26 protein-coding genes and 3 pseudogenes are annotated in these 26,917 nt (G+C 56.7%); 13 read left to right on the top strand and 16 right to left on the bottom strand.

The annotated features are described in order from the left end of the window. The 4 genes from E8E75_RS12300 to E8E75_RS12285 form a co-directional block, all read right to left on the bottom strand. The coding region (locus E8E75_RS12300) for an LLM class flavin-dependent oxidoreductase (RefSeq protein ID WP_179057997.1) at positions 1-1,146 on the bottom strand (1,146 nt) is incomplete at its 3' end. Between the two features lie 247 nt (positions 1,147-1,393). Beyond that, the gene (gene ribA, locus E8E75_RS12295) at positions 1,394-1,996 is read right to left on the bottom strand and encodes a GTP cyclohydrolase II (RefSeq protein ID WP_179057996.1); all 603 of its coding nucleotides are present in this window, start codon (positions 1,994-1,996) and stop codon (positions 1,394-1,396) included. Between the two features lie 124 nt (positions 1,997-2,120). Continuing rightward, a complete protein-coding gene (gene ribBA / locus E8E75_RS12290; protein WP_179057995.1) occupies positions 2,121-3,224 on the bottom strand; it encodes a bifunctional 3,4-dihydroxy-2-butanone-4-phosphate synthase/GTP cyclohydrolase II in 1,104 nt (367 codons plus the stop codon). Between the two features lie 40 nt (positions 3,225-3,264). Next, positions 3,265-3,840: a nuclear transport factor 2 family protein gene (locus tag E8E75_RS12285; RefSeq protein WP_256873277.1), complete on the bottom strand. Its 576-nt coding sequence runs from the start codon at positions 3,838-3,840 to the stop codon at positions 3,265-3,267. 204 nt (positions 3,841-4,044) lie between these two features. Here E8E75_RS12285 and E8E75_RS12280 point away from each other — a divergent pair, with 204 nt between their 5' ends. After that, complete coding sequence (locus E8E75_RS12280) at positions 4,045-5,043, top strand: NADPH:quinone oxidoreductase family protein (protein ID WP_179057994.1); 999 nt, start codon at positions 4,045-4,047, stop codon at positions 5,041-5,043. Between the two features lie 11 nt (positions 5,044-5,054). Here E8E75_RS12280 and E8E75_RS12275 read toward each other — a convergent pair whose 3' ends face one another. Then, positions 5,055-5,576 carry a nuclear transport factor 2 family protein gene (locus E8E75_RS12275; protein ID WP_179057993.1) on the bottom strand — a complete coding sequence of 174 codons (522 nt, stop codon included), beginning with the start codon at positions 5,574-5,576 and terminating at the stop codon, positions 5,055-5,057. A 253-nt stretch (positions 5,577-5,829) separates the two neighbouring features. Between E8E75_RS12275 and E8E75_RS12270 the strand changes: the two genes are divergently transcribed. The 4 genes from E8E75_RS12270 (at position 5,830) to E8E75_RS12255 (ending at position 8,643) form a co-directional block, all read left to right on the top strand. Beyond that, a complete protein-coding gene (locus E8E75_RS12270) occupies positions 5,830-6,246 on the top strand; it encodes a nuclear transport factor 2 family protein (protein WP_179057992.1) in 417 nt (138 codons plus the stop codon). Positions 6,247-6,309: 63 nt separating this feature from the next. Next, the gene (locus E8E75_RS12265; protein WP_179057991.1) at positions 6,310-7,056 is read left to right on the top strand and encodes a glucose 1-dehydrogenase; all 747 of its coding nucleotides are present in this window, start codon (positions 6,310-6,312) and stop codon (positions 7,054-7,056) included. A gap of 220 nt (positions 7,057-7,276) precedes the next feature. After that, the gene (locus E8E75_RS12260; protein WP_280358959.1) at positions 7,277-8,113 is read left to right on the top strand and encodes an alpha/beta hydrolase; all 837 of its coding nucleotides are present in this window, start codon (positions 7,277-7,279) and stop codon (positions 8,111-8,113) included. Between the two features lie 215 nt (positions 8,114-8,328). Beyond that, the gene (locus tag E8E75_RS12255) at positions 8,329-8,643 is read left to right on the top strand and encodes a transposase (RefSeq protein WP_179057989.1); all 315 of its coding nucleotides are present in this window, start codon (positions 8,329-8,331) and stop codon (positions 8,641-8,643) included. Between the two features lie 987 nt (positions 8,644-9,630). On the opposite strand, the gene E8E75_RS12250 is transcribed toward E8E75_RS12255, so the two are convergent. After that, complete coding sequence (locus E8E75_RS12250) at positions 9,631-10,257, bottom strand: TetR/AcrR family transcriptional regulator (protein ID WP_179057988.1); 627 nt, start codon at positions 10,255-10,257, stop codon at positions 9,631-9,633. Between the two features lie 266 nt (positions 10,258-10,523). Here E8E75_RS12250 and camD point away from each other — a divergent pair, with 266 nt between their 5' ends. The 6 genes and pseudogenes from camD to E8E75_RS12220 all read left to right on the top strand — a co-directional run. Next, a complete protein-coding gene (camD, locus tag E8E75_RS12245) occupies positions 10,524-11,609 on the top strand; it encodes a 5-exo-hydroxycamphor dehydrogenase (protein WP_179057987.1) in 1,086 nt (361 codons plus the stop codon). A gap of 27 nt (positions 11,610-11,636) precedes the next feature. Beyond that, a complete protein-coding gene (locus E8E75_RS12240) occupies positions 11,637-12,884 on the top strand; it encodes a cytochrome P450 (RefSeq protein ID WP_179057986.1) in 1,248 nt (415 codons plus the stop codon). 18 nt (positions 12,885-12,902) lie between these two features. Then, entirely contained in the window at positions 12,903-14,171 is a 1,269-nt protein-coding gene (locus tag E8E75_RS12235; RefSeq protein WP_179057985.1) for an FAD-dependent oxidoreductase, read from the top strand. A gap of 53 nt (positions 14,172-14,224) precedes the next feature. Then, a complete protein-coding gene (locus E8E75_RS12230; protein ID WP_179057984.1) occupies positions 14,225-14,548 on the top strand; it encodes a 2Fe-2S iron-sulfur cluster-binding protein in 324 nt (107 codons plus the stop codon). A gap of 79 nt (positions 14,549-14,627) precedes the next feature. Further along, a pseudogene (locus tag E8E75_RS12225) lies at positions 14,628-14,776 on the top strand (IS5/IS1182 family transposase); the annotation flags it as partial. Positions 14,777-14,835: 59 nt separating this feature from the next. Next, positions 14,836-14,979: pseudogene (locus tag E8E75_RS12220) on the top strand (IS110 family transposase); the annotation flags it as partial. 391 nt (positions 14,980-15,370) lie between these two features. Here the strand turns inward: E8E75_RS12220 and E8E75_RS12215 are convergent. The 6 genes and pseudogenes from E8E75_RS12215 to E8E75_RS12190 all read right to left on the bottom strand — a co-directional run bounded on the left by E8E75_RS12215 (position 15,371) and on the right by E8E75_RS12190 (position 21,216). Continuing rightward, complete coding sequence (locus E8E75_RS12215) at positions 15,371-16,033, bottom strand: TetR/AcrR family transcriptional regulator (protein ID WP_179057982.1); 663 nt, start codon at positions 16,031-16,033, stop codon at positions 15,371-15,373. Positions 16,034-16,095: 62 nt separating this feature from the next. Further along, a pseudogene (locus tag E8E75_RS12210) lies at positions 16,096-17,102 on the bottom strand (IS5 family transposase). A 66-nt stretch (positions 17,103-17,168) separates the two neighbouring features. Then, positions 17,169-18,017 (bottom strand): 3-hydroxybutyryl-CoA dehydrogenase, encoded by an 849-nt coding sequence (locus tag E8E75_RS12205; protein WP_179057981.1) that lies wholly within the window; start codon positions 18,015-18,017, stop codon positions 17,169-17,171. Between the two features lie 33 nt (positions 18,018-18,050). Beyond that, complete coding sequence (locus tag E8E75_RS12200) at positions 18,051-19,238, bottom strand: acetyl-CoA C-acyltransferase family protein (RefSeq protein ID WP_179057980.1); 1,188 nt, start codon at positions 19,236-19,238, stop codon at positions 18,051-18,053. Between the two features lie 180 nt (positions 19,239-19,418). After that, positions 19,419-20,303: an SDR family oxidoreductase gene (locus E8E75_RS12195; protein ID WP_179057979.1), complete on the bottom strand. Its 885-nt coding sequence runs from the start codon at positions 20,301-20,303 to the stop codon at positions 19,419-19,421. 127 nt (positions 20,304-20,430) lie between these two features. Next, on the bottom strand, positions 20,431-21,216 hold the full coding sequence (locus E8E75_RS12190) for an enoyl-CoA hydratase-related protein (RefSeq protein ID WP_179057978.1): 786 nt from the start codon (positions 21,214-21,216) through the stop codon (positions 20,431-20,433). 307 nt (positions 21,217-21,523) lie between these two features. On the opposite strand from E8E75_RS12190, the gene E8E75_RS12185 reads away from it, so the two are divergent. Together E8E75_RS12185 and E8E75_RS12180 are read left to right on the top strand one after the other, a co-directional pair. Beyond that, complete coding sequence (locus E8E75_RS12185; protein WP_179057977.1) at positions 21,524-22,306, top strand: SDR family oxidoreductase; 783 nt, start codon at positions 21,524-21,526, stop codon at positions 22,304-22,306. A 203-nt stretch (positions 22,307-22,509) separates the two neighbouring features. Beyond that, positions 22,510-22,977, top strand: coding sequence for an NUDIX domain-containing protein (locus E8E75_RS12180; RefSeq protein ID WP_179057976.1), 468 nt, complete (start codon positions 22,510-22,512; stop codon positions 22,975-22,977). Positions 22,978-23,319: 342 nt separating this feature from the next. Here E8E75_RS12180 and folK read toward each other — a convergent pair whose 3' ends face one another. The 4 genes from folK to purU form a co-directional block, all read right to left on the bottom strand. Further along, the gene (gene folK, locus E8E75_RS12175) at positions 23,320-23,886 is read right to left on the bottom strand and encodes a 2-amino-4-hydroxy-6-hydroxymethyldihydropteridine diphosphokinase (RefSeq protein ID WP_179057975.1); all 567 of its coding nucleotides are present in this window, start codon (positions 23,884-23,886) and stop codon (positions 23,320-23,322) included. Positions 23,887-23,891: 5 nt separating this feature from the next. After that, complete coding sequence (folD, locus tag E8E75_RS12170; protein WP_179057974.1) at positions 23,892-24,767, bottom strand: bifunctional methylenetetrahydrofolate dehydrogenase/methenyltetrahydrofolate cyclohydrolase FolD; 876 nt, start codon at positions 24,765-24,767, stop codon at positions 23,892-23,894. 55 nt (positions 24,768-24,822) lie between these two features. Then, positions 24,823-26,082, bottom strand: coding sequence for an aminomethyl transferase family protein (locus E8E75_RS12165; RefSeq protein WP_179057973.1), 1,260 nt, complete (start codon positions 26,080-26,082; stop codon positions 24,823-24,825). Positions 26,083-26,131: 49 nt separating this feature from the next. After that, on the bottom strand, positions 26,132-26,917 hold a 786-nt coding region (gene purU / locus E8E75_RS12160), incomplete at its 5' end, for a formyltetrahydrofolate deformylase (protein ID WP_280358953.1).

Here is a 26,917-nt window from a genome sequence, read left to right as displayed (position 1 = left end):
CGTGCCTTCGGCATCCTTGGTCGCGAAGCGAGGAGCCACCAGGCTGGCAAACTTTTCCAGTTCCTCGTTGTTCTGCTCCGGGTCCAGGTGACCCTGACCGAACATCAGGAACAGCTCGTTGAAGCCCAGGCGGTCGTGGGCGCGGCCGATCTGATCGGCGATCTCGTCAGCCGAGCCGATCAGCACGTTCGGCATTTTCTGGCCGAACGGAATGAACCACTTGTCCCAGAACCACTTATGCTCGGCCATCAACTGCTTGGCCTTGTCCTTGTCATCGGTCAGCATCAGGAAACCGCCCCAGGCAGCAACATCCTCACGGGCAACCTCCCGCTCGTGCTGGCGTGCGGTATCGGCATAGCGGGTCCACAGGGCATCGCAAAAGTCCAGGTCGGAAGCCAGCACGATTGGCTTGCCGCCTTCCCGGGCCCACATGTCGACGGTGCGCATGCTGCCGGCAAAGCCGCCGTAAATTTTCGGGTGGGGACTCTGGTAGCACTTCGGCGCAATGCCGATCTGGCGCACGATGCCATCTGCATCCATGCCCTTGCCCATGCTGGCATAGGCCGGGTGACCGGCAGAGCCGCCATTTGGCGGGAACTCCCAGTGTTTGCCCTTGTGGCTAAACACGTCATTGGCCCAGGCCTTCTTGATGACCTGCAGCGACTCCTCGAAGACTTCGCGGTTCAGCGCATCTTGCTCGTCGCGGGCCTTGGCGTTGTCCGGCGTAGTGGCGCTGACACCCGGACGCGCAGCATAGGAGTCGACCCAGCGCGCATGGTAGCCACGGGTGAAACCAACCATCAGGCGCCCTTGGAGCATGTGGTCAAGGGTGGCGATTTCTTCGGCGATACGCACCGGGTTATGGGTCGGCAGGGTGTACCCCATGATGCCGGCCTTCATCCGCTTGGAATGCAGGCCCACATAGAGACTGAACATGCCGGGATGGTTGTTGATCTCAAAACCTTCGATCTGCAGGTGGTGCTCAGGCTGGCAATAGCCTGCATAACCAAGCTCATCCGCCAGACGAACGTAATCACGCACTTCGGATAGAAAGCGCTGATACAACTCAGGACGCTGCCCAGCCATACCCGCTTCCAGCTCATAACGACGACCGATTACACCTGTTTGCATCAAATGAAACTTCATTGCGTCCCCTCCTGTTCGTTGTGTTATCAAAACTAATCAGCTCCGACCCATTTGTCAACACATATGTTGATACGCTGGACGGAGCAATGAGCGGCAAGCTGAACCGCCAGCCATGAATCAATAACTCATTGATTTAAATCAAAAACTCTCGTGCCGACGCGGCGGATCCGAAGCGGCATGGCGCCCACTTCCAGTCGGCGTGAGCCGCAGGCGCGCATGGGTCAACCGTTGAAAATAGGATGCGAGATCACATCAATTTGAGATGGGAGAGCATATGCCCCAACTTGGTTGCCTTGGTTTGCAGGTAATGTGCATTGCAGGGCGTCAGTACTGACTGCAACTTGACCCTCTCAACAATGCTGATGCCGTCACGCCTCAGGGCCTCCACCTTCCGCGGGTTGTTCGTCATCAGGCGCACAAACTCAATGCCAAAATGACCGAGCATCTGTGCACCAATCAGATAATTGCGCATGTCCGCTCCGAATCCCAGTTGCTCATTAGCCTCGACAGTGTCTGCCCCCTGATCCTGGAGTTCGTAGGCCCGGAGCTTGTTGATCAAACCAATGCCTCGCCCCTCTTGGCGCAGATAGAGCAAAATGCCTCGCCCTTCCTCGGCAATCAGTTTCAGCGCGATATTTAACTGCGATCCACAATCGCAGCGCTGACTGAACAGTGCATCCCCGGTCAGACACTCGGAGTGCACCCGGCACAGGACAGGCTCACCTGAACGGACATCGCCCAGTGTAAGGGCAACATGCTCCTTGCCGGTCTCGAGGTCTTCAAACCCATGAATATCAAAGGTCGCAAAGGGCGTTGGCAGATGCGTGGATACCGCATATTTCAAACTCATATCCTGCTCTCGATCTGTTCAGACATGACCAACGCACAACTTCTTGCACAGCACGACACACGTACACCAACTCGGGTTAAATGTTAATTGTTTGTGTCCGGGCACCCAGAACATACGCGAAGAATCAGCGGTAGACGACGTACTCCGAGACCTGCAAGTTGAACCCAGAGATCCCGTGATACTTTGCCGGCGACGCCATAAGCCGCATATCCCCTAAGCCGAGATCACGGAGTATCTGCGACCCAACACCAATCATCAGAGGATCACCATCTGCCGATGCTCTAGGCACTTTGGACATGCTGCTCAGGGCATCTATCTTGTGCTTCATGTCTGAGGAAGATTCTGCGCCTGCAAGAAGTACCAACACGCCCTTTTTCTCCGCCGAAATTCGCGCAAGGCAGCGCTGGATATTCCAGCCACTACTGCCAGGAATCTGAATGCCGAGCAAATCACGGAGGCAAACCGACTGCTGCACGCGAACTAGCGTAGCCGAGCCATCCAGTTCGCCCTGGGTCAGAGCCAGGTGGATATCTCCGTTAATACAGTCGCGATAGGCATGCATCATGAATTGACCATGATCGGTCATCACTGACTGTTTATACAGCCGCTCAATGGTCGCTTCATTGACAGCCCGATAATGGATTAGGTCGGCAATGGTGCCGATCCTGAGCCCATGCTCCTTGGCAAATTCGATCAATTCAGGCAGGCGCGCCATTGAGCCGTCTTCGTTCATCACTTCACAGATCACCCCGGTTTCATTAAGACCGGCCAGTCTGGCGAGATCGCAGGAAGCTTCTGTATGCCCAGCTCGAACCAACACACCACCCGGCTCGGCGATCAGTGGGAAAATATGCCCCGGTTGGACAATGTCCTCCGCCCTGGCAGAGTGTGCCGCTGCGGCCTGTACCGTCAAAGCCCGATCTGCGGCGGAGATCCCGGTACTCACCCCCTTTGCCGCCTCAATCGAGGCGGTGAACTTGGTGCCGAAACCTGACCCGTTGTGTTCGACCATCAGCCTCAGCCCCAAGCGCTCGGCCTGGGACTTGCTCATTGGCATGCAAATCAGGCCGCGAGCAAAGCGAGCCATGAAGTTGATGTGCTCAGCCTTCACATGCTGAGCGGCCATGACGAGGTCGCCCTCGTTTTCGCGATCCTCATCGTCAATCAATACGACCATTTTACCGAGGCGGATGTCTTCGATAATGTCTTCAATCTTGTCTAACTGCATAGCTGCACCCTTAATGGCCGTTTGATGGGATTCCCCTTAGCTACAGGTTTTCCCGGCGCGCCGGCAGATCGGCAGCCTGCGGCTTGCCACCCGGCCACCGGACCCGCAAGTCTGCGGTGAGTGAGGTCGCGACCTGCTCCCAAGGCCCCATATGTACTGCCAGCATTTCCCTTTTCGAAAAATGCCATTTGCCGTGCAGACGTTGGTATTTGTCGTAATAGCGCACGGCCCCAAACAGGCTTTGGCCAGCCATGGCAATTTCGAGATGCGCGCCAACCACTCCCGTTGCGGTGTCATCACCGGTGAAAGTGATCAAGCTATAGTGAGGCGTGTGGATGGTGATGCCCATGTTCGCTCTGGCACTTCGCAGGAAAACCATGATCGCGGCCCGATCAGTACCGCCGGCGAACCCACCGGCATGGAATTCTGCTCCAGGCGCAAAGAGCGCCTCCAAGGTAGCGAAGTCATCATCGTCTGTGGCAACGAAGTAGCGGACGGCCAAATCCTGCAGCTCGGCGCGGTCTTCCAGCGCTTTAAGCCTGCGTTCGATATCTGACATATGAATACCCTCTTTCTTGTTTTGAACCATCGTGCGGCCTTTGTCGAAATTAGTCAACACAACAGTTGATTTGCTCTATCATCGACCCTCCCCGACTCGATTTCCGGGTAACCTTCCGCGGCCCCCCCAGCAAGCGTCATCGGGACAAATCATTTCCAATCTCTGGTTGCAGATCCGCGGCAACCAAATCAACATTACAGTTGACTGAACAGTCTTGCCGGCCCACATTCGGCGCCCACGATCAACACCAGGAGTACTCAGATGCGGGCAATTATTTGCAGCGAATACGGCCCTGCAGAGGCGCTGACTCAAGGCGAAATGGACAGCCCGGCCATCGGAACTGACGACATTCGCATCAGGGTCTATGGGGCAGCAGTCAATTTCCCAGACAATCTGATCATCCAGGGAAAGTATCAAGCCAAACCGCCGATGCCCTTTGCCCCAGGCTTTGAGATCGCAGGCGAGGTAATTGAGGTCGGCGCCAATGTCAATGCATTACACCCTGGTGACCGCGTCATGGCTCTGACCCGAGATGGCTACGGCGGATTCGCCGAAGAGGCCGTGGCCCGTGCCGAACTGGTGGTCAAGGTGCCGGAGGGCATGGATTGTGTAACCGCATCAGGCTTTTATTCCGCATACGGCACCAGTTACTACGCTCTGGTTCGCCGCGGCCGGATTCAGGCAAATGAGACTCTCGTTGTGCTCGGCGCCGCGGGCGGCGTGGGCCTTGCCAGTATTGAAATTGCCAAGGCGCTCGGTGCAACAGTCATTGCTGTTGCCAGCTCCACACACAAGCTGGAAGCTGCGAAGGCACACGGCGCCGACCACCTAATCGATTACAGCAACGAAGACCTGAAGAAGCGGGTACTAGAGCTGACCGACGGCCGAGGGGCGGATATGTGCATGGATACGGTGGGCGGCGAAGCCTTCAATAGCATGTCACGCTGCATGAGCCACGGTGGCAGGCTATTGATTGTCGGCTTCGCCAGCGGACAGATTCCGCAGATACCGGCCAACCTACTGCTGCTGAAGAACATTCAGGTCGCCGGCATCTTCTGGTGGCCCGCCGTACAACTCGATCCGGCGCAACACCACGCCAGCTTCAGGCACCTGTCGGAGCTTTACAGAGCGGGAAGTCTGAGGCCGCTTATTTCGCGGACCTATCCGCTAGAAAGGACACCGGATGCCCTCAAAATGGCGCTGTCCCGCAATCTGATTGGCAAACTGGTCATCACGCCGACCACCGAACCAAGTAACTAGATCCACCCCACTCAGCGAGGGGGCTCTGTCGCCATAAGCCTGTATACCGGATCAACCGGGAAGCGATCACCGCGCGTAAATCCATCGAGAGGAATCGGTGCCTCCGCTTCGACCCAGGCTTCAACCTTGTGCCAATCCAACACCACCGTGCGCTCATCAATCTTCCATTCGCCATTGCGCCGGGAGAGACGGTCCAGATAACGGGCCCCCATTACATCGGCCATCCGTGGACTACCGATTCGCACAAGAGTCGCCATGACCTGCGACTCCGATCGAGCCGTGTCTCCATCAACCTCAATCAGTACATTGGTGATCGAGTGTGTAGTCGCCACGTTAGCGGAGGTTAGGCGTGCGGGTAAAAAACGAGCAAAGTCACTGCCAGTCCCCCGCCAGTAACCATGATCATCGTAGGCGTCGTCATGGTAGACAGAACGGATCAACTCCTCGTCGCAGCGATCCGCACCGCGGCAATAACGGATCAGCACTTCATAGATCGCCTGCTTGTCCAGCAGAACCTGCATGTCTTTGGTCATTACTCTGCCCTTGATGTTGTTATCGCGATCCTGGCCATGAGCCAGGGGTTAAGTCGACTCGAACTGGATTCAACGGACACGTTCCGGTAGGTCATACAGTGATTCATTTACCGATCAAATATCAACACATTTGTTGACTTTAAGGAAGCAAGAATGCTACTGATGGCCATGGAACAGATGATGGGATAAGCCGGGCTTCGCGAGACGCGCTGACAACGTTCGGATCCGACAATCTAAGTCACAGGAGTCCAGGGTGAACACAGCCAACAACCCACTTGAACGCAACAAGGAAGTGGTGCGCCATTTCTTGAGTGTTTTCTCCACCGGTGATGTGGCCGGAATCGTCAGCTGCCTGGACGATGACTGTATTTGGTGGATATCCGGCAACGTACCCGGCATTTCTGGCAGCTACAGCAAACTTCAGATGGGAGAACTGCTGGCTGGCGTCGTCAACGTTTACAAGCATGGCGCTTTGCCGATCACCTCCGGCAGCATGACTGCCGAAGGCAAGCGTGTCGCAGTGGAGGCAGAGTCTTGCTCGGAGCTGAAAAACGGACGGGTGTTCAAGAACACCTATCACTTCCTTTTCGAGGTGGATGGTAAGCGCATCACCAATATCCGGGAATACAGTGACACTCTGCACATGTACGAAACCTTCATCGCCGAGTAGATCACACCAGCTTGGCGGGGCGCGGCCGCCCTGCCCAACACATAACAACAAGAGGGCAACATCGTGAGTCGACTAGCAGGCAAAGTGGCGTTGATTACCGGGGCCGCTAGGGGCATGGGCGAGTCCCATGCCAGATGCTTCGTTGCGGAAGGTGCCAAGGTGGTGTTGACCGATCTGTCAGAACAAGCCGGCCAGGCACTGGCTAAGGAGCTTGGCAGTAACGCGTTGTTCTTGAAGCACGACGTCACCTGCGTCAACTCCTGGGCAGAGGTGATGGCCGAGGCCGAATCCGCGTTTGGCCCCCCCACTGTGCTGGTCAACAATGCCGGCATACTCGGCCCGGTAGCCAACACCCTGGCCCTCGGCGAAGCGGATTACCTGAAGGTTTGCAGCGTCAACCAGCTCTCGGTGTTTCTGGGTATGCGGGCCGTTCTGCCGTCCATGCTCAAGGCAGGCATCGGTTCGATTGTGAACATTTCGTCGATTGCCGGCATGGCCGCAAACTATGGCTTCCCAAACCTGGCCTATGTGGCCAGCAAGTTCGCGGTACGTGGCATGACCAAAGCGACAGCAATTGAATACGGCCCGAAAAACATCCGCGTTAACTCGGTACACCCTGGCTTCATTCAGACGCCGATGATGGTGGAGGCAACCGATGAGAACGGTGGAGATGCACTGAGCATGATTCCGTTGGGCCGTATCGCCGCCGCCCAAGAGGTCTCCAACCTGGTGCTGTTCCTTGCATCGGACGAGTCCTCCTACATCACAGGCAGTGAACACCTGATTGACGCGGGGATGCTGGCTCAGTAAGTCGCCCGTTATTGCTGAACGAAGATACTTTCACAGCAGCCGTGCTGAGATTTTCTTTGCCAAGCTCGAGACGTCAACAGCCCCTCGCGGGGTACCGACTCGAGCGCGGCGAAGGGTCGTAGCCACGTGACTAGGTCGATGGGTGGCCAGCTGATTGCCCACGCCACCTCCGTCAGTGAGCTGCCCGACCTTCGGTTGATTACAAGCGTTGAGACGAAAAATGCGCAAGATGCTATTCAAGGGCGCCGCGGGCATCAGCCTGGCGGCCGATGTCGGCGGCGACCCCGATCGTCAACCCATCGTGCTACTGCACGGCGGCGGACAGACTCGTCACTCGTGGAAAAACACGGCGCAGCGCATGGTCGATCGCGGCTTTCACACCGTGTCGTTGGACTTGCGCGGCCATGGTGACAGTGGCTGGTCGCACGACCAGGACTACAGCCTGGATGTCTTCGTTGCTGACTTGCACGAGGTTATGGAGACCCTGCGCCGACCACCGGTGCTGGTCGGAGCCTCGCTTGGTGGGCTGACTTCCCTACTCGCCATCGGCGAGGCCCGTCAGCCTGCCCATGGCCTGGTGCTGGTGGACGTGGTGCCGCGGATCGAGGCCGAAGGAGCAGCGGAAATCCTCCGGTTCATGCAGGCCGCTCCGAATGGCTTCACTAGCCTGCAAGAAGCAGCCGATGCGGTTGCAGCCTACCTTCCCCATCGGCAGCGGCCGACCGACTTTGGAGGACTCCAGCGTAACCTGCGCCTGGGCGCCGACGGCCGCTACCGCTGGCACTACGATCCAGCATTCACCGCCCCAAACAACCAACGCTCCCGGCGCCCCGAGCGTCTAGAAGCTGCTGCATCAAGGGTGGACATACCTACGCTTCTTATCCGTGGCGGCGCCAGCCGGCTGGTCAGTAAAAAGGGGGTAAATCAGCTTCTTGCGCTGATTCCGCACGCACGGCTGGCTAATGTGGCCGGAGCCGAACATATGGTCGCCGGCGACAGCAACGACGCGTTCAACGATGCCTTGTTCGACTTCCTGAACAGCTCGGTGGAGGCTTAGGGACTATCCGTACTTGATGTTGAAGGTAGGCGCAGCCATGTGTAATCACGTTGATTTTTACGGCCAAACGGCAGAAGACAAGGAAGCTATGCTTATGCCTTTCGCAGCGGCTATTGACGCTTCGCATAGGTAGTTAGGGAAACTCGCAGACTGAATCATCCCGGGCTAAGTGGGCACTGAGTTAAGGTGAGTAATGCCCACCACACGGCATGCTCATGCCCCAGATCAGACGACGTTTTCCCAACTCCTTCAAACGCGAGGCGATAGACCACGTACTTTGCGAGATGTCGCATCGTCATGTACCCCAGGCATTGGGTATTGCTGAAAGCCTGCTAGACAAATGGAAGAGCCACTACGAACAGCAAGGTGGCGATGCCTTCCTTGGCAACGGCAAGCATCGTGTTGAGCGCGCTGAACTTCTCCGCCTGCACCAGCAATTGGCCCAGGCCACCATGGTGCGCGAAGTGTTAAAAAACCACCTTCCCGGCAGTCCGTGGCCCATTGGATTAGTAGCACGCCCACTACGGTGACTCCGCAGGACCGCGGTCGTCTGCTTTCTGGGAGGCTGAGTCCCCATCAAAATACTTGTCCCAGAGGAAGCTGCAGACCCGCGAGTGGTGGAGCGTTTCGTGATCCCGCTTAGGAAGGAGATCTGATCCGAGCCCCCTCCGGAATTTTCGGTGTGGCCGGGGCACGTGATATAGCTCATATCAACGCGCTACCTGGCGGTCATTCATGATTGCGCAACCGGTACTGATCTTGGCTCGCGGTTTCATGTGGTCGGAAACCCCACTGAACTCACCGAAGTATCGGTACAAACTATCAAGCCTTCACTGCTGATGTGTACCTAGTTGGCCCAGCTCGGGGACACCACAGTGGCGATCGAGTTGGCCAGCGTGTATTGGATTCCGGGCTACGAGATTCTAGCCCGCGGTCGCCACTACCCGCCGATTGCCCCGAATCACTTGGACGCCAGTTCGCTTCGGATCGCGCCAACCGGCATTGGATCTCGAACATGACCTACGAGCGGACAGCCCAAGGAGGCTATATCTGGCGTTGGTGCTCGATCTGTATTCGCGTGTAGTCGTCGATTGGGCGATGCTTCACCGTATGCATCAGCCCCGTACGCACTGCGCTGGAGATAGCCCTTGCACGACGCCAGGGACGGGCGGAGGTGCTGCTGCATTCGGCAGCGGCAGCCAATACTGCGCCTACGACTACTTGGCTTTGCCTAGACGACATCAAATCGTGCCAGCCATTCACATTCGGGGAACTGCCCGGACACTCGGTGGGAGCGCGTTTCTTCCGCTCGCTGAAAGTCGAGGGGGAATACTTGATGCGCTATGCCAGCTACCAGGAGGCAAAGCCCGATCTGCTCTACGACACAATCACCGTCGCCGCCACTCGACGCGGGGCTATCTCAGTCTGATGGAGTTTGAGCGGCGCTCTGCGAGCATTAGCTCTCAACTACCTGTCCACTAGCTCCTGGACACACCACATGTCGGGAATAGGCCTACCTATTCATCTTCGATATTGAAGAGTGCCGCCAGAGTGATATCGAGCTTGGCCTTCTGCAAGGCCAAATCTTGCGCCCCCCCAGCCCCTTCCAGGCTGACCGCGTAGGTCAGTGCGCCCAATGCGCCCATCCACAGCAGCTGCGCCGTATCCCTGGGTGAATACTTCAACTGCCCCTGCGTATGGAAATGGGATAGGTCGTCAGCGACACCTCGCAGGGTATCAGCGACCAGGCTCGGAGGCTCTCCCGCCATGATCTGCTGGATCACAATGCGACACATATTCGGCTCTGAGTAGGCAAACTGCAGGAACGTTGCCCATCCATCGCGTATCCCCTTGAGCGGCCCCTTCTCGTCGATACCGTCGTGATAGGCCTTGGCAACCTGCAGGTAGGTCACGTCAATCGCAGCCTTGTGCAGTCCATGTAGATCACCGTAGTGGTGATACAACGTTGGCGGCGTTACGCCTACCTCCGCGCAGATCGCCCGCATGGTTGCACCCTCGCGTCCCTTGGTACTTAACAGGTGCACGGCTGCACGCAGCAAGTCCTGCTTGATATCGCCATTGCTGGGGTCGATACGACCTTTTTTTTTTCCAGAGGCTGGGCTGCTTTCAATGTAAGTCCTCACTGCCGTGTTCGATTCAGGGCGACCCAAGCCACACGGCTACTAAACGCCCCGGCGGGAAGCCGGTCCGCACAATACCAGCATGACTCACAAGTCAAAACCGCCACTCAACACGCGTGTTGAATATTTTTCACCGCGCATGTTGACCATCAACGCAATCGTCCATATATTCAGTATATCACCGATATACAGCTCAACCTGACCAATTGAGCACAGCGGGAAGGCTTCGCTGGCCCAGCCCCAAAGCACAACAAAAACGAGGTGTAAGAATGCAATATGCAAGAGCAGCCGTGATGGTCGAACAAAATCAGGTCGAGACCTGGAACGTCCCGGTTTTTGATCCTGCACCAGGCGGAGCCCTAGTACGCGTCGTCCTTGGTGGCGTGTGCGGCAGCGATGTGCACATCGTTTCCGGAGAGGCGGGCACCATGCCCTTCCCGATCATTCTCGGCCACGAGGGTGTGGGGCGCATCGAAAAACTCGGGGCCGGCGTCACCACGGACTATGCAGGAGTCCCGGTTAAGCAGGGTGACATGGTGTATTGGGCCCCAATCGCTCTGTGCCATCGCTGCCATACCTGCACCGTTCTGGATGAAACCCCCTGCGACAACTCAACCTTTTTTGAGCATGCGGACAAGCCCAACTGGGGTAGTTATGCAGACTTTGCCTGCCTACCCAGCGGCATGGCCTTCTATCGTCTGCCCGATCACGCCCAACCGGAAGCATTGGCCGCACTCGGCTGCGCCTTACCAACCGTGCTGCGCGGCTATGACCGCTGCGGCCCCGTGGGCCTGGACGATACTGTAGTTGTTCAGGGTGCCGGACCGGTCGGACTCGCTGCTGTGTTGGTTGCTGCGGCATCTGGTGCGAAGGAAATCATTGCCATCGACCATTCCCCAGTTCGCCTGGAAATGGCACGCAGCTTAGGCGCGACTGAGACCATCTCGCTCAAGGACACCACCCCAGAAGACCGGCTACGCATCGTCGCCGAACGGTTCGGCAAGCGAGGCGCCAGCCTGGTAGTGGAAGCCGCCGGCGCCTTACCGGCCTTCCCTGAAGGCGTGAACCTGACCGGCAACCACGGCCGCTACGTCATTCTCGGCCTGTGGGGCGCGATTGGCACTCAGCCCATCGCTCCCCGCGATCTGACCATCAGGAACATGACGATTGCCGGAGCGACCTTCCCCAAACCCAAGCATTACTACCAGGCCATGCAGCTTGCGGCGCGACTGCAGGACCGTTTCCCGCTGGCCGACCTAATCACGCAGCGTTTTTCCATCAATGATGCCAACAAGGCGCTTGAGCTGGTCAAGACAGGTGCACTGATCAAGCCCGTGATCGATCCAACGCTCTAACCGCCCCATTATTTCAGGAGAACAAAAATGAGTACTGAAGCCAAACAGAGCATTGCCAATCTTGCGCCCCTGCCGCCCCACGTACCTGAGCACTTGGTTTTTGACTTCGACATGTACAACCCGCCTAACATTTCGGAAGGTGTGCAAAAAGCCTGGGCGACACTGCAGGGCCCCAATGTACCCGATCTGATATGGACTCGATGCAATGGCGGGCACTGGATTGCCACCCGGGGAAAATTGATACGCGAAGCCTTCGAAGACCATGCACATTTTTCCAGCGAGTGCCCGTTCATTCCCCGCGAAGCTGGCGAGGCTTATGACTTCATTCCCACTTCAATGGATCCGCCGGAGCAGCGCCATTTTCGCGCCCTAGCCAGCGGAGTCGTAGGCATGCCTGCAGTGGATAAATTAGAGGACCATATCAGGGAGCTGGCCTGCTCACTGATCGACGACATCCGCCTTCAAGGTCACTGCAACTTTACTGAAGATTTTGCTGAGCCGTTCCCGATTCGAATCTTCATGCGGCTCGCGGGGCTGCCAGACGAAGACATTCCGCATCTGAAATACCTCTCGGATCAAATGACCCGCCCGGATGGCAGCATGACTTTTGTGGAGGCCAGAGACGGGCTCTATGAGTATCTGATGCCAATCATTGCGGAGCGCAAACTGAAGCCTGGTACCGACGCGATAAGCGTAATCGCCAATGGCCAAGTCAACGGGCGCCCAATCACCAGCGACGAAGCGAAGAGAATGTGTGGTCTGCTGCTGGTTGGTGGCTTGGATACCGTCGTCAACTTCCTCAGCTTCAGCATGGAGTTTCTGGCCAAAAGTCCAGAGCACCGCAAAGAGCTGATCGAGCATCCAGAGCGCATTCCGGCTGCCACCGAGGAACTACTCCGCCGCTTTTCGCTGGTTGCTGATGGCCGCATTCTCAAATCCGACCTCGAGTTCCATGGTGTACTGCTGAAGAAGGGCGATCAGATCCTCCTGCCGCAACTGCTGTCGGGCCTGGATGAGCGTGAAAACGCCTGCCCGATGCACGTCGACTTCAGCCGCCAGAAGGTATCGCATACGACCTTTGGTCACGGCAGTCATCTGTGCCTTGGCCAGCATCTAGCCCGCCGCGAAATCGTCACCACCCTCCGGGAATGGCTCGCAAGGATCCCTGACTTCTCCATTGCCCCGGACGCCCAAGTACGCCACCAGAGTGGCATTGTCAGCGGCGTGCATGCACTCCCGCTCGTCTGGGATCCGGCGACCACTAATGCAGTTTAAAAGCGTGGGGTGCGTGCAGTGAACGCAAACAAAAATCTGGTCATCGTCGGTGCCGGCCACGCAGGGGTTGAGGTTGCTTTTGGGCTGCGCGCCAACGGCTGGGAAGGCAATATCTGGCTAGTGGGGGAAGCAGCAGCTGTTCCCCATCATCTCCCGCCTTTGTCCAAAGCCTATCTAGCTGGCACAGCTACACCGGAAAGCCTGTACCTGAGAGCCCCGAATACCTACGCGGCGCAGAACATCCAATTGCTCAGCAGCACTCAGGTAACGGCAATAAACCGCGACCTACGGCACGTCAGCCTGTCGGATGGCCAGGTACTGCCCTACGACTTGTTGGTGTTGGCGACCGGCGGACGTCCGAGGCTGCTACCGGTAGCCAGTGGCGCTGTCGGCAAGGCGGCTAACTTACGATATCTACGCACACTTGAGGATGCCGAGTGTATCCGCCAACAGTTGACTCGAGGCAATCGACTGGTGGTGATTGGCGGCGGCTATGTCGGACTTGAAGTGGCTGCAACCGCCGTCAAAGCGAACATGCAGGTCACGCTGCTCGACACGACAGACCGTGTTCTCGCGCGAGTTACTGCTCCACCGGTATCAGCCTTTTACGAACGCCTGCACCGTGATGCTGGCGTTGACATACGAACCGGCATGCAAGTGTGTGGATTCGAGATGTCAGCCGATCAGCAGAAAGTGACTGCCGTACTGTGTAAGGACGGCACGCGACTGCCCGCAGATATGGTAGTTGCCGGGATTGGTTTGATCCCGAACTGTGAACTGGCCAGTGCGGCCGGACTGCTGGTAGATAACGGTATCGTGGTCAACGAGCAGATGCAGACCTCTGATCCTGCGATCATGGCGATCGGCGACTGCGCCCGGTTTCACAGCCGGATCTATGGCCGCTGGGTACGTATCGAGTCGGTGCCGAATGCATTGGAGCAAGCGCGGAAAGTTGCCGCTATCGTCTGCGGTAAGCCACCACGCAGCGAAGCTGCTCCTTGGTTCTGGTCCGACCAGTATGAAGTCGGACTGAAAATGGTCGGGCTATCTGAAGGATACGATCGGATCATTGTCCGTGGCTCTTTGGAACAGCCCGACTTCACAGTTTTCTACCTGCTGGGCGACCGAGTCCTGGCGGTCGACACTGTGAACCGCCCGGTTGAGTTCAACCTAGCAAAACAAATCATAACGGACCGACTGCCTGTTGAACCAAGCCTACTGGATGACGAAAGTGTGCCGTTGAAAGAAATAATCGCGGCAGCCAAAGCCGGTTTAAATAGTATCTAAAGGCACCATCAATTAATCGCCGCCTTTGCCCAATTAAATATGAGGATATACAAATGTCTAAGGTAGTGTATGTGTCGCATGATGGAACGCGTCGCGAGCTGGACGTCGCCGACGGAGTTAGCCTTATGCACGCGGCAGTCTCAAATGGCATCTATGATATTGTCGGTGATTGCGGCGGTAGTGCCAGCTGCGCAACATGCCATGTGTATGTCGACAACACTTTCATGGACAAAGTACCGGCTCCCACCGACCGCGAAAGTGGAATGTTGGATTGCGCGGCGGCGGAAGTAAAGCCGAACAGCAGGCTCTGCTGCCAGATCTTCATGACCTCTGAACTAGACGGTATTGTAGTGAATATTCCAGACACACAATGGTAATTCGCGGTATTGACAGACAGCGACCTAAGTCTGCCGGACCGACTTCTGTCCGGCAGGCCATCCAGCTCGCGCGGTTCTCCGCACTCATCTGATCGTGACACACGAAGTCGCAACACCGGCATTGACCACAATCAAATGAGTGCGATGGCCAAGCAAGCCCAGGAGGCCATGGGCATGGAAGTGCTGCCGGTGGTCACCGACCGGGGCTACTTCAAGAGCGAAGAAATTTCCCCTGCCACGAAGTTGGCCATACCCCCATCGCGCTCAATCATCGCCAAAGGCCAATATCCGCATGGATTGAGCGTTTAACGGCCAAGCGACCCTACAACGTGGTGGTCGCAGTGCTGGCTAACAAGCTGGCCCGAACCGTGTGGACGATACTAGCCACAGGATCGCCCTACCGGTCCGAACTAATCAGCGCATCGCCCAGTAGACCAACCCAACTCATCACAGCACCAGTCCTCACAGGGAACGCTGGCGGTAAACAGATGATGGCAGTCGTGGCGCGGAATCCTGGTTGGGAGTATGAGCCAAGGGTACTGCCTGCAGTTCGCACTTCAGATAAGGACCTCGTCAGCGGATTCCATCAAGATCGGCAGGGCTTCTCGGCCTACATAGCAGGCCGGATAAAGACTGCTCCCACCTGCCGACAGCATGTTGACCGATTGCGCTCCGGAAGATGTCCATGAAATACCTTCCCTAACCGCCACAAACACAGAACAGTAGATCGGGATACTGACAACGGCAAATCATGCACTGAAGAGCTTCCCGGCATCATAACCGAACTATTTCTAGAGCCCGATTTTTGAAGCTGATGTCAGGTCAGTTTTTCTGCATTCCAGTAAAGAATATATTGCAAAATGCATCTGCCACCTCCTTGGCTGAAAACTTACTCCTGGGGGTGTACCAGCGATATGTCCAGTTCAACATTCCGAAGATAGTGTTGGCTGCTAGGCTAGCGGGGATATCATCTCGGAAGTTGCCCTCAGCCACGCCCTGCTTTATCAGAACCAGCACCGCATGCTCGAAGCCCTTGGTTTTTTCAAGCATTTCCTGCGCCCAAGGGGTTTTGGCGTCGGCAATCTTGTGCATCTCCTCCTGAATATAGACGTACATGTAAGGATAGCTATCACTGTATGACTGCATCAGCAATTGTACTAGTTGCCTGAGCTTTTCCCCGGTGCCTAGATCCTCACGGCTGAGCAACTTTTCGATATTCTTGGCATTCTGCTCAACTCCCCCCTTGACTGCATCGCGGAGAAATTCTTCCTTGTTTCCGACGTAATAATAGACGCTGGCCCGATCCATTCCAGCATAATTGGCGATGTCGTTAAGGGTCGTTGTCTGATAACCATGCTCCTTGAAAAGCTCGGCTGCAAGGCGGATCAACTCATCTCTCTTGGCCTTGTACTTGGCTCCCCCGTCATTCAAAGCAGACTTACGACGCCGGGATATATTGCTACTCGGAGGTGAGGAATTGGCCATACTGTAGGTTCTTCCTTAAGTCAAATTTAGTGATCCAATTGTTGATCACTTTTCAAACAATGCTAACGATTATCAACGTATGCGTAAAGAAATAGATGCTGCCACCTGGCTGCCCCTACCAGCAATTCTCGGCGGGCCATCCATAGGTTCTGATAGGGCGAACAAGGTGACCAGCTGCGCCGCATTTTTTGGCCGAGCCCGGAAGTGAACCTTGGTGTAGCCAAACTACCGCTTGATCACCCGAAAAGGATGCTCCATTTTCGCCCGTACCTGCGCATTGGCTTGCTCGATCTTGCCGAGATCCTTGTAAAAGCACTGCGATTGCCAAAGTTCTAGTAGGAACTGCGCCGAGCCGTGATCTGCCCGATGACCTGGCGACTTTCTTATTCAGAACGTTTTTCGACTCCGGCATAACCGACGTCAGCGCACGCCACGCTTGCCTCGCCGTGCAGCAGTTTTCCGCCCTGGGTGATATCCACGATAACGGCCGCAGTGTCCACCACGCGGTGTACCAATCCCGACTCTTCGTGGGAGCCAACGTGGGCATTAGCTCGAAGTAGAATAGTTTCCCTTCTTGGCCTGATACATTTCCGGGTCACACTTGCAGCCTTGGTTCTTGGTCGAGTTCAGAGCATGGATCAGTGAGGCATCGACGATACTGCCCTGGGGCAGGGACAGGCCAAGATCCCCACAGGCAGCCGTTAATCACGGCCAGAATCCCAATCGCCGACTCATGCATCTCCAGGAGACGCCGGAAGTGAGGATGTTAGTTTCATTGGGGATACCCTCCAGGCTCAGGCCGGCGAACTAGCGCAGGAGGGTAGTCTTGCACAAGGAGATCTCCATCGCCGGATCCTTGTAGCCAAACCAGTTGTGCATGAGATGCACACGCAGCAACGCCACCAACGGATAGACCGTACGGCCCTCCCCCCCTTCGGGTCATGCGGCTCGATCAGGGCCTCCAAGCCCTTCCACAGCACCACCTGATCTAACTCGATCAGGAACAACTCCTTGCAATCTGGTTACGCTTGCCGGAGTACTCGGCGCCGGCGAAGGTCATCAGCTTCATCGGGCAACTGGGTTGGCATATTTCACCAGTAATGAGAAGTCCTCTTCACAGCTTGCTTGAATAACCTCAATAACTGTAAAAGCCTTGGCCGCTCTTGCGCCCCAAGTAGCCGGCTTCGACCATCTCACGCAATAGCGGTGCAGGACGGTATTTGGAGTCATTGAAGCTGCTGTAAAACACTTCCATCACCGACAGCAGGGTATCCAGGCCAATCAGGTCTGCCAGCGCCAGCGGCCCGATGACATGGTTGCAGCCCAGGCGCATGCCCTCATCGATCGCGCTAGCACTGGCGATCCCTTCCTGCAAAACGAATACCGCCTCATTGATCATCGGTACCAGAATCCGATTCACGGCAAAGCCCGCGCTGTTCTTTACCGAGATGGCAGTCTTCCTGATATTTTCTACAAACTTCTCGGCTGCCTGGTGGGTGGCATCATCGGTCTGCAGCCCACGAATCAATTCGACCAGCAGCATAACCGGCACTGGGTTGAAAAAGTGCATGCCTATGAAGCGGTTCGGCACGCTACTTGCCGCCGCCAGTTTGGTGATGGACATGGATGACGTATTGCTGGCAATAATCGCGTCTTTACGTACCGTTTTGTCCAGGGTCTGGATGATGGCCAGCTTGACTTTCTCCACCTCGGAGGCAGCTTCAATCACCAGATCCACATCAGCGAGATCGGCGTAATCGGTAGTGCTCTTGATACGCTGCAGGGCAGATTCGCAATCGGTCGGCGACAGCTTTTCCTTGCGCACCAGTCGCTCAAGGCTACCAGACACAGTATGGAGACCTCGCTCCAGTGACCGCTGATCAATGTCCAGCATGACCACACTCAGTCCCGCAATGGCACAAACCTGAGCAATACCGTTACCCATGGTACCGGCTCCGACAACACCAACCTTGTTGATCTGCATAGCTGTCGTCCAACCTCTAAAAAATGCTGTCTATTACACACGCTCAAATATGGCGGCAATACCCTGCCCGCCGCCGATACACATGGTGACCAGGGCATAACGCCCACCGGTACGTTGCAGCTCATAAATGGCCTTGATGGAAATGATTCCACCGGTAGCACCGACCGGGTGCCCGAGAGAGATACCCGAACCATTGGGGTTCACGATCTCTGGATTCAACCCCAACTCCTTGATTACCGCACAGGCCTGGGCGGCAAAGGCTTCGTTAGCCTCAATCACACTAATCTGGTCGAGCTTGATGCCGGTTTTCTCAAGCACCTGACGAACCGCCGGCACCGGGCCTATCCCCATGTAATCTGGATCGACGCCGGCATGGGCGTAGCCAACTAGGCGGGCTAGGGGAGTCAGGCCCAACGTCTCTGCTGCCTTGCCCTCCATGAGTACTAATGCTGCGGCACCGTCGTTCAGACTGGAGGCATTTCCGGCGGTAACCGTGCCATTTTCTTTGACAAAAATCGGCTTCATTGCTGAGAGTTGCTCGATTGTCACGTCGGCGCGGACATTTTCGTCGCGGCTGAAGTAACTGGTGCCTTTGCGAGTCTTGAGTTCGACCGGCACAATCTGCTCGTCGAAATAGCCCTTGGAAATTGCACGGGCAGCGCGGCGCTGACTTTCAACCGCGAGTTCATCCTGCGAAGTACGGTCAATGCCATAACGGGCAGCCACATTCTCGGCGGTGCCCCCCATGTGAATGCGCTTCCAGGGGTCATGCAGAATGCCGTTCATATAGTCGATGGCTTCAGCATTGCCGAGCCGCGCGCCCCAGCGCAGATTGCCGATCATGAAAGGGCCGCGGCTCATACTTTCCGCTCCAGCACCGATAGCAATATCCGTGTCGCCTAGCAGAATCGACTGCGCGGCGGATACGATGGCCTGCAGACCGGAGCCGCACAGACGATTGACGTTAAACGCGGGAGTTTCCTGCGGCACACCGGCATCGATGGCAGCGACTCGACTCAGGTAGGCATCCCTGGGCTCGGTGGGAATCACATTCCCCATGACCACGTGCCCGACCTGTCCCGGCTCGATGCCGGCACGCTCAATTGCCGCCTGTACCGCTACGGTAGCCAGAGTGGAAAGCGGAAGATCCTTCAGGGAACCACCAAAACTGCCAATTGCGGTGCGTGCAGCCCCCACCACAAATACCTGACGCTGTGTCATGTGTAGCCATCCTAATCAGTAAATTGGTAGCGACCTTGGCGACAGTGCCGCCCCTATACCTTAAAAAAGAAGGGCCTGACTGACATTATCTGCCAGTGGCCCAAAATGGAGCGTTGCCACAAACTAAACCGGAAGCGCGAACTTCAGGGTAATTAACGGAAGTTCGCTTTGCCCCTATATTCAGCCATTCCTGTTCGGTAGCCAGCCGACCTTTCCGCTCTCGGTATTACCGATCCGCGCGTTGAAACTCTCAACCGCCTGCGCCACAACTCCGCCGATGTCAAAGCCGGTCATGGAGGTTAAACCTCCGTCAACGGCAATGGACTGGCCGGTGACATGCGCAGAAGCATCGGAGGCAAAGAACAGTACCGCTTCAGCAATATCCTTCGGCTTGCCGGCCCGGCCCAGAGGAATCAGCTTGCCGTAGGGCTCCTCAAGACTTTCAGTGAACGCCGCGTAATGCTCAGGTGCCACATCGCAAGCGGTACCAATGATTGGTGTGAGAATTAGACCGGGCGCGACCACGTTGGATCTGATTTGCTTGGGCGCCAGTTCATAAGAGGCTGAACGCGCCAGGTGCAGTACTGCGGCCTTAGCTGCATCGTAGGAAACCGATGACCAGCCGGCTTCGATACCGGCAATACTGGAAATTGAAACGATACTACCGCCCTGCCCCTGGGCAATCATCTGACGCGCAGCATACTTGTGACCAAGTGCCGCAGAGCGAAGCAGCAAAGTTACCGTTTTGGTAAAACCGTCCGCATCAAGCTCGATCAGCTTGGTTTGATCGCCGAGGGCACCGGCGTTGTTGACCATGATGTCCAGGCGTCCAAAGCGTTCAACCGCATAGGCCACCAACGCCTCAATCTCGACATCGCTGGTCACGTCCGTGCGTTTGAACGCAACCCACTCAGCGCCAAGCTGTGATTCGAGGTCGGCAGCCTGGTCATTGATGTCACCGACCACCACCTTCGCACCTTCGGCAACAAAGGTCTCGACAATGCATTTGCCAATGCCCCGAGCGCCGCCAGTGACGATAGCCACCTTACCCTGCAATCTCGACATGTCCCCTCCTTCTTGTCTTTGTTGATCTTGGAGGCACTCTTGCACATCATTCACCACTTATCAACACTTGAGTTGATTTTAACTTTACACCTTTCCCCCTCCGAAGAGCGAGCACATCAACCCAGCCTCAGCGACGCCGCAAGCCTTTCAGCAGCTCTCTAAACTCGCTGGTAGCCATGCAGGCGATGATGGATTGTGCCTCGGCCTCAAGCTGCTGCTCCAACGGAACTGAGGCTGATTGCCAGACCAGACGCTTTGTACGGGACGCAGCTATCGGACTCAGTTCAGCCAGACGCTCGGCGTACTCATGGGTTTTGCCTTCCAGTTCGGCCGGCTCGACCACCCTGGACAACAAACCGAGTTGGCTGGCCTCGTCAGCGCTCAACTCCGTCTCGTCCAGAAATATCTGCAGGGCGCGCCGCGCCCCTAGCGCCTGCACAACACCGATCGTACCGCCACCGTCAGGTGAAACCCCGATCTGCGCATAGGCAGGACGAAAACGGGTATTTGCCGCAGCAATACAGAAGTCCCCCATGAAGGCCATGGAAAATCCAGCACCGGCCACCGCGCCATGCACACTGGTCAGCACCAACTTGTCCATGCGTCGCAAGACCGAGAGAAAGCGGTTGAAATGTTCCAGTAATTTACCGATCGGCGGCGCCAAATCGTCGAGATGGGAGAGGAACAGATTGACGTCACCGCCGGCACAGAACGCCTTACCCGCCCCACGAATGACCAGCACCCGGACGCTATCGCTCCGCTCAACAGTCAAAGCCAGCTGTTCCAGACATACCGCCATTTCTATATCAATTGCATTGAATGAGCCGGGACGGTTGAGCGTGATGACGGCAATAGGACCAACCATCTCTAAAATGGCCGACTCGTTGCCTGACTGAATATTCGTAGGTGACATATGGCAGCGGAACCTTAGTTGATCGGAAGAAGCAATGCCCAAGCGCTCGCCCGACTTGCGGTAACGCTCAAATCATGGTTGCACCACCGAGACCGACAAGTCAACGTCAATGTTGACTATTCAAACAAAAAATCAACACCTTGGTTGACTGATCCAATCCGATAGCCCCATTCTTGAAAGCACCGGTACCGCGTAGTACGTGGCAGCACGAATTCCGCTAGATCAGCGGGACGGCACAACGCCGTATACAACCCTAGGCTTAGGCAATCAGCCCTTCGATCGACAAGACAGAGAACAGGAAGGCAACATGAAACCGCTAGAAGGTAAAAGAATTATCGTAACCGGCGGCGCACAAGGTATTGGTGCGTCTGTGGTGCGGGCCTACATTGCCGCCGGCGCAACAGTGGCCTCAATGGATATGAACGACTCGCTAGGACAACAGGTTGTTTCCGAAGCCATCAGGGCCCATCCCGGATGCATCAGCCGCTACTACCACTGCAACATTGCCGACCGCACAGAGGTGGAAAAGGTCTTTGCTGCAGCTGTTGAGGATATGGGCGGCCTAGATGTCATGGTCAATGTGGCTGGGGTGCAACGCCATTCCCCGCCGGACGCCATAGCGGAAGAACTGTTCGACATGCTTTTCCGCGTTAATGTACTAGGAACCATCAACACCAATGCCGTTGCCTATCGCCTTATGAAGGGGCAAGGTATCGGCAACATCATCAACTTCGGATCAGAATCGGGACTGACGGGCGAAATTAACAATGCCCTCTATTCTGCCACCAAGGCGGCGGTTCACACCTGGACACGCAATGTCGCCCGCCAATGGGGTCCTGACGGCATCCGCATCAACGCCGTTCTGCCTTATATGGTCACCCCCATGTATATCGATTTCCGCAATGCACTGTCAGCGGAAGATCTAGCTGCCCATGATGCCGCCACCAAGACCGACATACCGCTGGGCGGAAAATTCGGCGATGCCGACAAGGATCTGGCACCGGTAATGGTGTTCCTCGCCAGCGACGCGTCCCACTTCATGACCGGTCAGATGTTCCCGGTGGATGGTGGCCTGATCGCTGTACGCTAGGCGTCCCAAAGGCTCCAGCCATTCGGCTGGAGCCCCCACCTCAGATGTCAACAACAAACGTGCCATAGACAGGTTGAAAATTGAGAAATCAGAGAGCGACAGAAAAAATCAACACCATAGTTGACTGGCGTCGATTTACGGCTAATCATTACGACTACGCCATTCCCCCGCACCACCGCTTGTGCTGACTAATGGAGCACACCATGGGAAGTCAACGCGAATCAGCTGTTCAACGATTTTCCGGAAGTGTCTGCGAGATTGTTGCGGCGGTTCTTTCCCATAAGGGGGAGCTAGCTCTGCTGCGTCGCAGCAATCTGGTAACAGGTGATGTCGGGCGCTGGAATTGCATTACCGGGTTTCTCGACCACGATCGCGATCCGCTTTCTCAGGCCCTGGTCGAAGTGGAAGAAGAGGCGGGAATTTCAAAGCATCACTTGAAACTGCTTAGCAGCAGCGTATTGAATTTGCCGGGTCAAGATGGTCGCACTTGGCGTGTTTACGCCTTTCACTTCCACAGCCTGACTCGAACGCTCACGCTTAACTGGGAAAACGACGCCTCAGTCTGGCTGGCGCCGCATGAACTGGGTCAGGTGCCCACCGTCTCCTGGTTCGCACACATCTTGAATGCCTGCGAGCTCAGATCCTCGTCAATGACGGCTAACCTAAGCTAAAACTCTCATTTACGTCCCGCCTACTGTCTACCAATTCCCAACAAGGACACTCTGAACATGTTTACTGGGGGACTATTCCTTCGTGCATACCGGCTTCCTTGGACTCCCGCTAACTGCTGCTGAAGACAGCGACTCGGCCACCTGGCCACCACGGCCGGTATGGTGAGGCGTCCGAGTGAAGACCGCTTGTGCTGAACCGCTTAGAACCCGAATCGCCCCGGCTTTCCTAGACACTCTCCACGCTTTGGTGGGCTAATGATCGACAGTTGGCGGCTCCCGAGGCGTTGTTAGCACTCCCTCTAAGGTCACAATGAGCTTGCCCTGGCGGAGTGACGCCGCCCCTTACCGCGCAGCGGTTTGCCATTGAGCACAGTGCCAATTCAGCGACGGACCGGGCTGCCTGTCGTCCCACAGCTCCGAAAAGCTGAGTCCAAACCTGGGATGTATATGGTAGGGAGCAAGCTCCGCAAGCGGGCGCAAGACAAAGGCATGACGAGAGATATCTGGATGAGGCAATTCGATACACTCGAATCGGCCAACCAGGTCGCCATAGGTCAGCAAATCTATATCAAGGCCTATCTGCTCAGCGGTTCGTCCGCAACTTGCCTCTACGCTCTTCAGCCAACGCACCAGCTCCTGCAACTCAAGTGTCGTCACGGCCGAAACCACTAGATTCAGGAATGGCGCGGCGTATGACGCTCCAACGGCAGTGCTTTCATAGATATCGGAGCACCTGATATCGCGCAGCCTCCTCGCCAGCAATCGCAGTCCGTCACTGAGGTTACGCTCGCGCCGGTGATTGCTGCCCAGGCCAAGAAAAATGAGGGTGCTTGGCATTGCTATCTTGCCGGTCATTTCACGATCTGGAAGATGCAGCCCTACCATGGGCTGCACCTTTAGCAGTTCCATTAAAGCTAGCTCTGAACTTCCACACGCCGCTGTGCTGCACTTAGCGTATTGGCCAGCAAGCAAGCGATCGTCATCGGCCCAACGCCACCTGGCACAGGTGTAATCGCTCCGGCTCGCTCAACTGCGCTTTCGAAGTGAACGTCGCCCACCAGCCTGGTAGTTCCGTTCGCCTGCTTGATGCGGCTGATACCGACATCGATAACCGTAGCCCCGGGCTTTACCCAATCGCCGGGAATCATCTGGGGAACGCCGGTTGCCACGACCAGAATGTCGGCCTGCCGACACCTTGCCTCAAGATCTACAGTCTTGCTGTGAGCGATGGTCACGGTGCAGCGTTCCTGCAGCAGCAGCCGTGCCATGGGCTTGCCAACGATATTGGATGCGCCAATCACCAGCGCATTCAGGCCAACTAAAGTGCGATGCACATTCCTCAGCAGGAACATCACCCCCGTCGGCGTGCAGGGCACCAGAGCATCCAGCCCCGTTGCCAGGCGACCCGCATTGGTGATGGTGAATCCATCGACATCCTTCGCCGGGTCAATGCGCTCGATGACCCGGGTGACATCGATGCCCGCTGGCAGGGGCAGCTGCACCAGGATGCCGTCAACGCGGTCATCAAGATTGAGGGTGTCGATCTTTGCGAGTAGACGCTCCTCCGTGGTGTCGGCGGGCATGCGGTACTCGAACGAGTGCATACCTACCTCTTCCGTTTGCAGCACCTTGTTGCGTACATACACCTCGCTGGCGGGATCGGCCCCCACGAGAATGACTGCCAGGCCGGGCGCGCGGCCGTGTCGAGTAGCGAATGCGCTCACGTCCTGTACAAGACGTTCACGCAGTTGCCGGGCTTCGGCTTTTCCGTCGATCAGGAATGCGGACATTGTTTCTCCGGGTCTTACAGATGAAGCAGGCCCTGAGACCCAGGGCCTTGCCGACTCAGCTGCGGCGGTTGTCGGTTTTGTACGGTGCGGGCTGGACAGTGGCGCGGATGGGCAGTTGCGGCTCGCCCGGATTGCCCCAGATAACCGTGACTTCAGTACCTACTTCTGCCTGGGCGATGTCCAGGGTGCACAGCGAGAGCATCTCGCGGAAGAAGTAGCTGTAGCCACGAGAGGTGGAAACGCCGACCTCACGGCCGTTCACCAGCACCTTGTCGGCATACATGAAACCGCGCTGATCCCGGGGCATCTCCATGAAGGCGTAGTGCTCGCCCTTCTGGAACAGGGATGCGAATACCTTGAGCACATCATCGGGATTCCACACCAGGGTGCGAATCACCCGGCGTGGGTTGGCCACTTCCTTTTCCAGGGCCTCGCGGCCGATGAAGTCGTGATCGAACTTGATGTTGCGCCCCCAACCGAGCTCGACAGGGCTGCGGTACCAGGCGCTGACATCATCAGCCTCGAAGCTGCCGGCAACGTTGAAGGTCGAGGCGAACGCCGGCAGAGACGCTTCGAATTCGGCGCGATACTCAGCCATGTCCTCGCTGAAGATCGCCGGCAGGTAGTCGGTCACGATAGTGGGGAAACAGGCTTCCAGGTGGTTGATGAAGGCAGCTCGACCACCCAGCTTGCGAATCCCGAACGCTTCGCCGGCTCGCACCACTGCCTCATACACCTCGGCAGCATGTTCGGCAGGACCTTGCAGCTCCACACCAGGCTCCCCGGACATGCCCTGTCGCAGCGCGTAGACCTCATGCCCGGCAATCTTCACCACTTGCGAGTGCATGAACTTGATGTCCGCCAGGGCCACGCCTGTCAGCTTCTCGATCAATGCGGCAGCCTTGGGCCCAGCAACCTGGAATTTGAACCCTTCGACAACCTCCGAGCTGACGTTGTAATCACCCTTGCGTAGGTGGAAGTCCATGAGGAAGCCGCCGCGACCGAAGAGCATGAAGTCATCCTCCCCCCAGCGGCTGAGGATACCCTCATGGATCACCTTGCCATCACGATTGCAGTGGGTGACATGCTTGGACTGCATGATGTCGAACTTGGCGAAGCTGTTGATGGAGGTATCGGAGAAAAGCTTCAACACGTCCGGTCCACGGTAACGCCGCTGCCAAAGGAACGACCAATCACCGATGTAGCAGTGGTCCTTCCAGGACATGCTCTCGTCGAGCCAGTCCGTGTACTCAGGCTGCCCCCAACGGGACGTGAAATAGCCCTCTGGAGTCTTTCTGAAATTCTTGGGGAGCATGTCTTTACCTCGGTTACTTCAACGAATTGTTGTTATGCGTGGCCAGGCGTCAGCCTTCGAACACGATGGTTTTGCGACCGTTCGGAATGACGCGGTCTTCCAGATAGGCGCGCACTGCCCTGGCCAGGACGCGTCGTTCGATGTCACGCCCCTTACGTACGAGATCTTCCGCGCTATCGCGGTGGGAAATGCGCTCGACGTCTTGCTCGATGATCGGGCCCTCGTCCAGGTCGGCGGTGACGAAGTGCGAGGTCGCGCCAATCAGCTTCACGCCACGCTCATGGGCCTGGTGATAGGGACGCGCGCCCTTGAATCCCGGCAGGAAGCTGTGATGGATGTTGATGCAGCGCCCATCCAGCTTGCGCGAGAGGTCATCGGAGAGGATCTGCATGTAGCGAGCGAGCACAACTAGGTCGGTCCTGGTGGACTCGATCAAGGCAAGCAGTTTCTCTTCCTGCTGGGACTTGTTATCCCGGGTCACTGGCAGGTAGTGAAACGCTATGCCCTGCAGATCAACCGCGGCGTATCGCTCCTGGGGATGGTTGGCGACAACGGCCGATATCTCCATCGGCAGCTCGCCGATTCGGCTGCGGTAAAGCAGGTCGCGCAGGCAATGGTCATAGCCGGACACGAGCAGCATTACGCGCTTGCGCTGGTCCTGCGGACGCAGCGACCACTCCATGCCGTACCGATGGGCAACATCGGCGAATCCAGCCTTGATGTCCTCGAGTACCAGTTGCGTCGCGCTGTCTATCGCGTCGAACACCACCCGCATGAAGAACTGCTGAGTATCCAGATCATCGAATTGCTGCGCATCGAGGATGTTGCATCCCTG

The organism is Pseudomonas sp. BN606 (assembly GCF_029873115.1).
GTDB lineage: Bacteria > Pseudomonadota > Gammaproteobacteria > Pseudomonadales > Pseudomonadaceae > Metapseudomonas.
This window is presented reverse-complemented; position numbering and strand designations above follow the sequence as displayed.

Coding starts and splice junctions, on each gene's coding strand:
- ribA (WP_179057996.1), bottom strand. CDS start 1,996: ATGAGTTTGAAATATGCGGTATCCACGCATCTGCCAACGCCCTTTGCG.
- ribBA (WP_179057995.1), bottom strand. CDS start 3,224: ATGCAGTTAGACAAGATTGAAGACATTATCGAAGACATCCGCCTCGGT.
- E8E75_RS12280 (WP_179057994.1), top strand. CDS start 4,045: ATGCGGGCAATTATTTGCAGCGAATACGGCCCTGCAGAGGCGCTGACT.
- E8E75_RS12275 (WP_179057993.1), bottom strand. CDS start 5,576: ATGACCAAAGACATGCAGGTTCTGCTGGACAAGCAGGCGATCTATGAA.
- E8E75_RS12260 (WP_280358959.1), top strand. CDS start 7,277: ATGCGCAAGATGCTATTCAAGGGCGCCGCGGGCATCAGCCTGGCGGCC.
- E8E75_RS12255 (WP_179057989.1), top strand. CDS start 8,329: ATGCCCCAGATCAGACGACGTTTTCCCAACTCCTTCAAACGCGAGGCG.
- camD (WP_179057987.1), top strand. CDS start 10,524: ATGCAATATGCAAGAGCAGCCGTGATGGTCGAACAAAATCAGGTCGAG.
- E8E75_RS12240 (WP_179057986.1), top strand. CDS start 11,637: ATGAGTACTGAAGCCAAACAGAGCATTGCCAATCTTGCGCCCCTGCCG.
- E8E75_RS12230 (WP_179057984.1), top strand. CDS start 14,225: ATGTCTAAGGTAGTGTATGTGTCGCATGATGGAACGCGTCGCGAGCTG.
- E8E75_RS12215 (WP_179057982.1), bottom strand. CDS start 16,033: ATGGCCAATTCCTCACCTCCGAGTAGCAATATATCCCGGCGTCGTAAG.
- E8E75_RS12205 (WP_179057981.1), bottom strand. CDS start 18,017: ATGCAGATCAACAAGGTTGGTGTTGTCGGAGCCGGTACCATGGGTAAC.
- E8E75_RS12200 (WP_179057980.1), bottom strand. CDS start 19,238: ATGACACAGCGTCAGGTATTTGTGGTGGGGGCTGCACGCACCGCAATT.
- E8E75_RS12195 (WP_179057979.1), bottom strand. CDS start 20,303: ATGTCGAGATTGCAGGGTAAGGTGGCTATCGTCACTGGCGGCGCTCGG.
- E8E75_RS12190 (WP_179057978.1), bottom strand. CDS start 21,216: ATGTCACCTACGAATATTCAGTCAGGCAACGAGTCGGCCATTTTAGAG.
- E8E75_RS12185 (WP_179057977.1), top strand. CDS start 21,524: ATGAAACCGCTAGAAGGTAAAAGAATTATCGTAACCGGCGGCGCACAA.
- E8E75_RS12180 (WP_179057976.1), top strand. CDS start 22,510: ATGGGAAGTCAACGCGAATCAGCTGTTCAACGATTTTCCGGAAGTGTC.
- folK (WP_179057975.1), bottom strand. CDS start 23,886: ATGGAACTGCTAAAGGTGCAGCCCATGGTAGGGCTGCATCTTCCAGAT.
- folD (WP_179057974.1), bottom strand. CDS start 24,767: ATGTCCGCATTCCTGATCGACGGAAAAGCCGAAGCCCGGCAACTGCGT.
- E8E75_RS12165 (WP_179057973.1), bottom strand. CDS start 26,082: ATGCTCCCCAAGAATTTCAGAAAGACTCCAGAGGGCTATTTCACGTCC.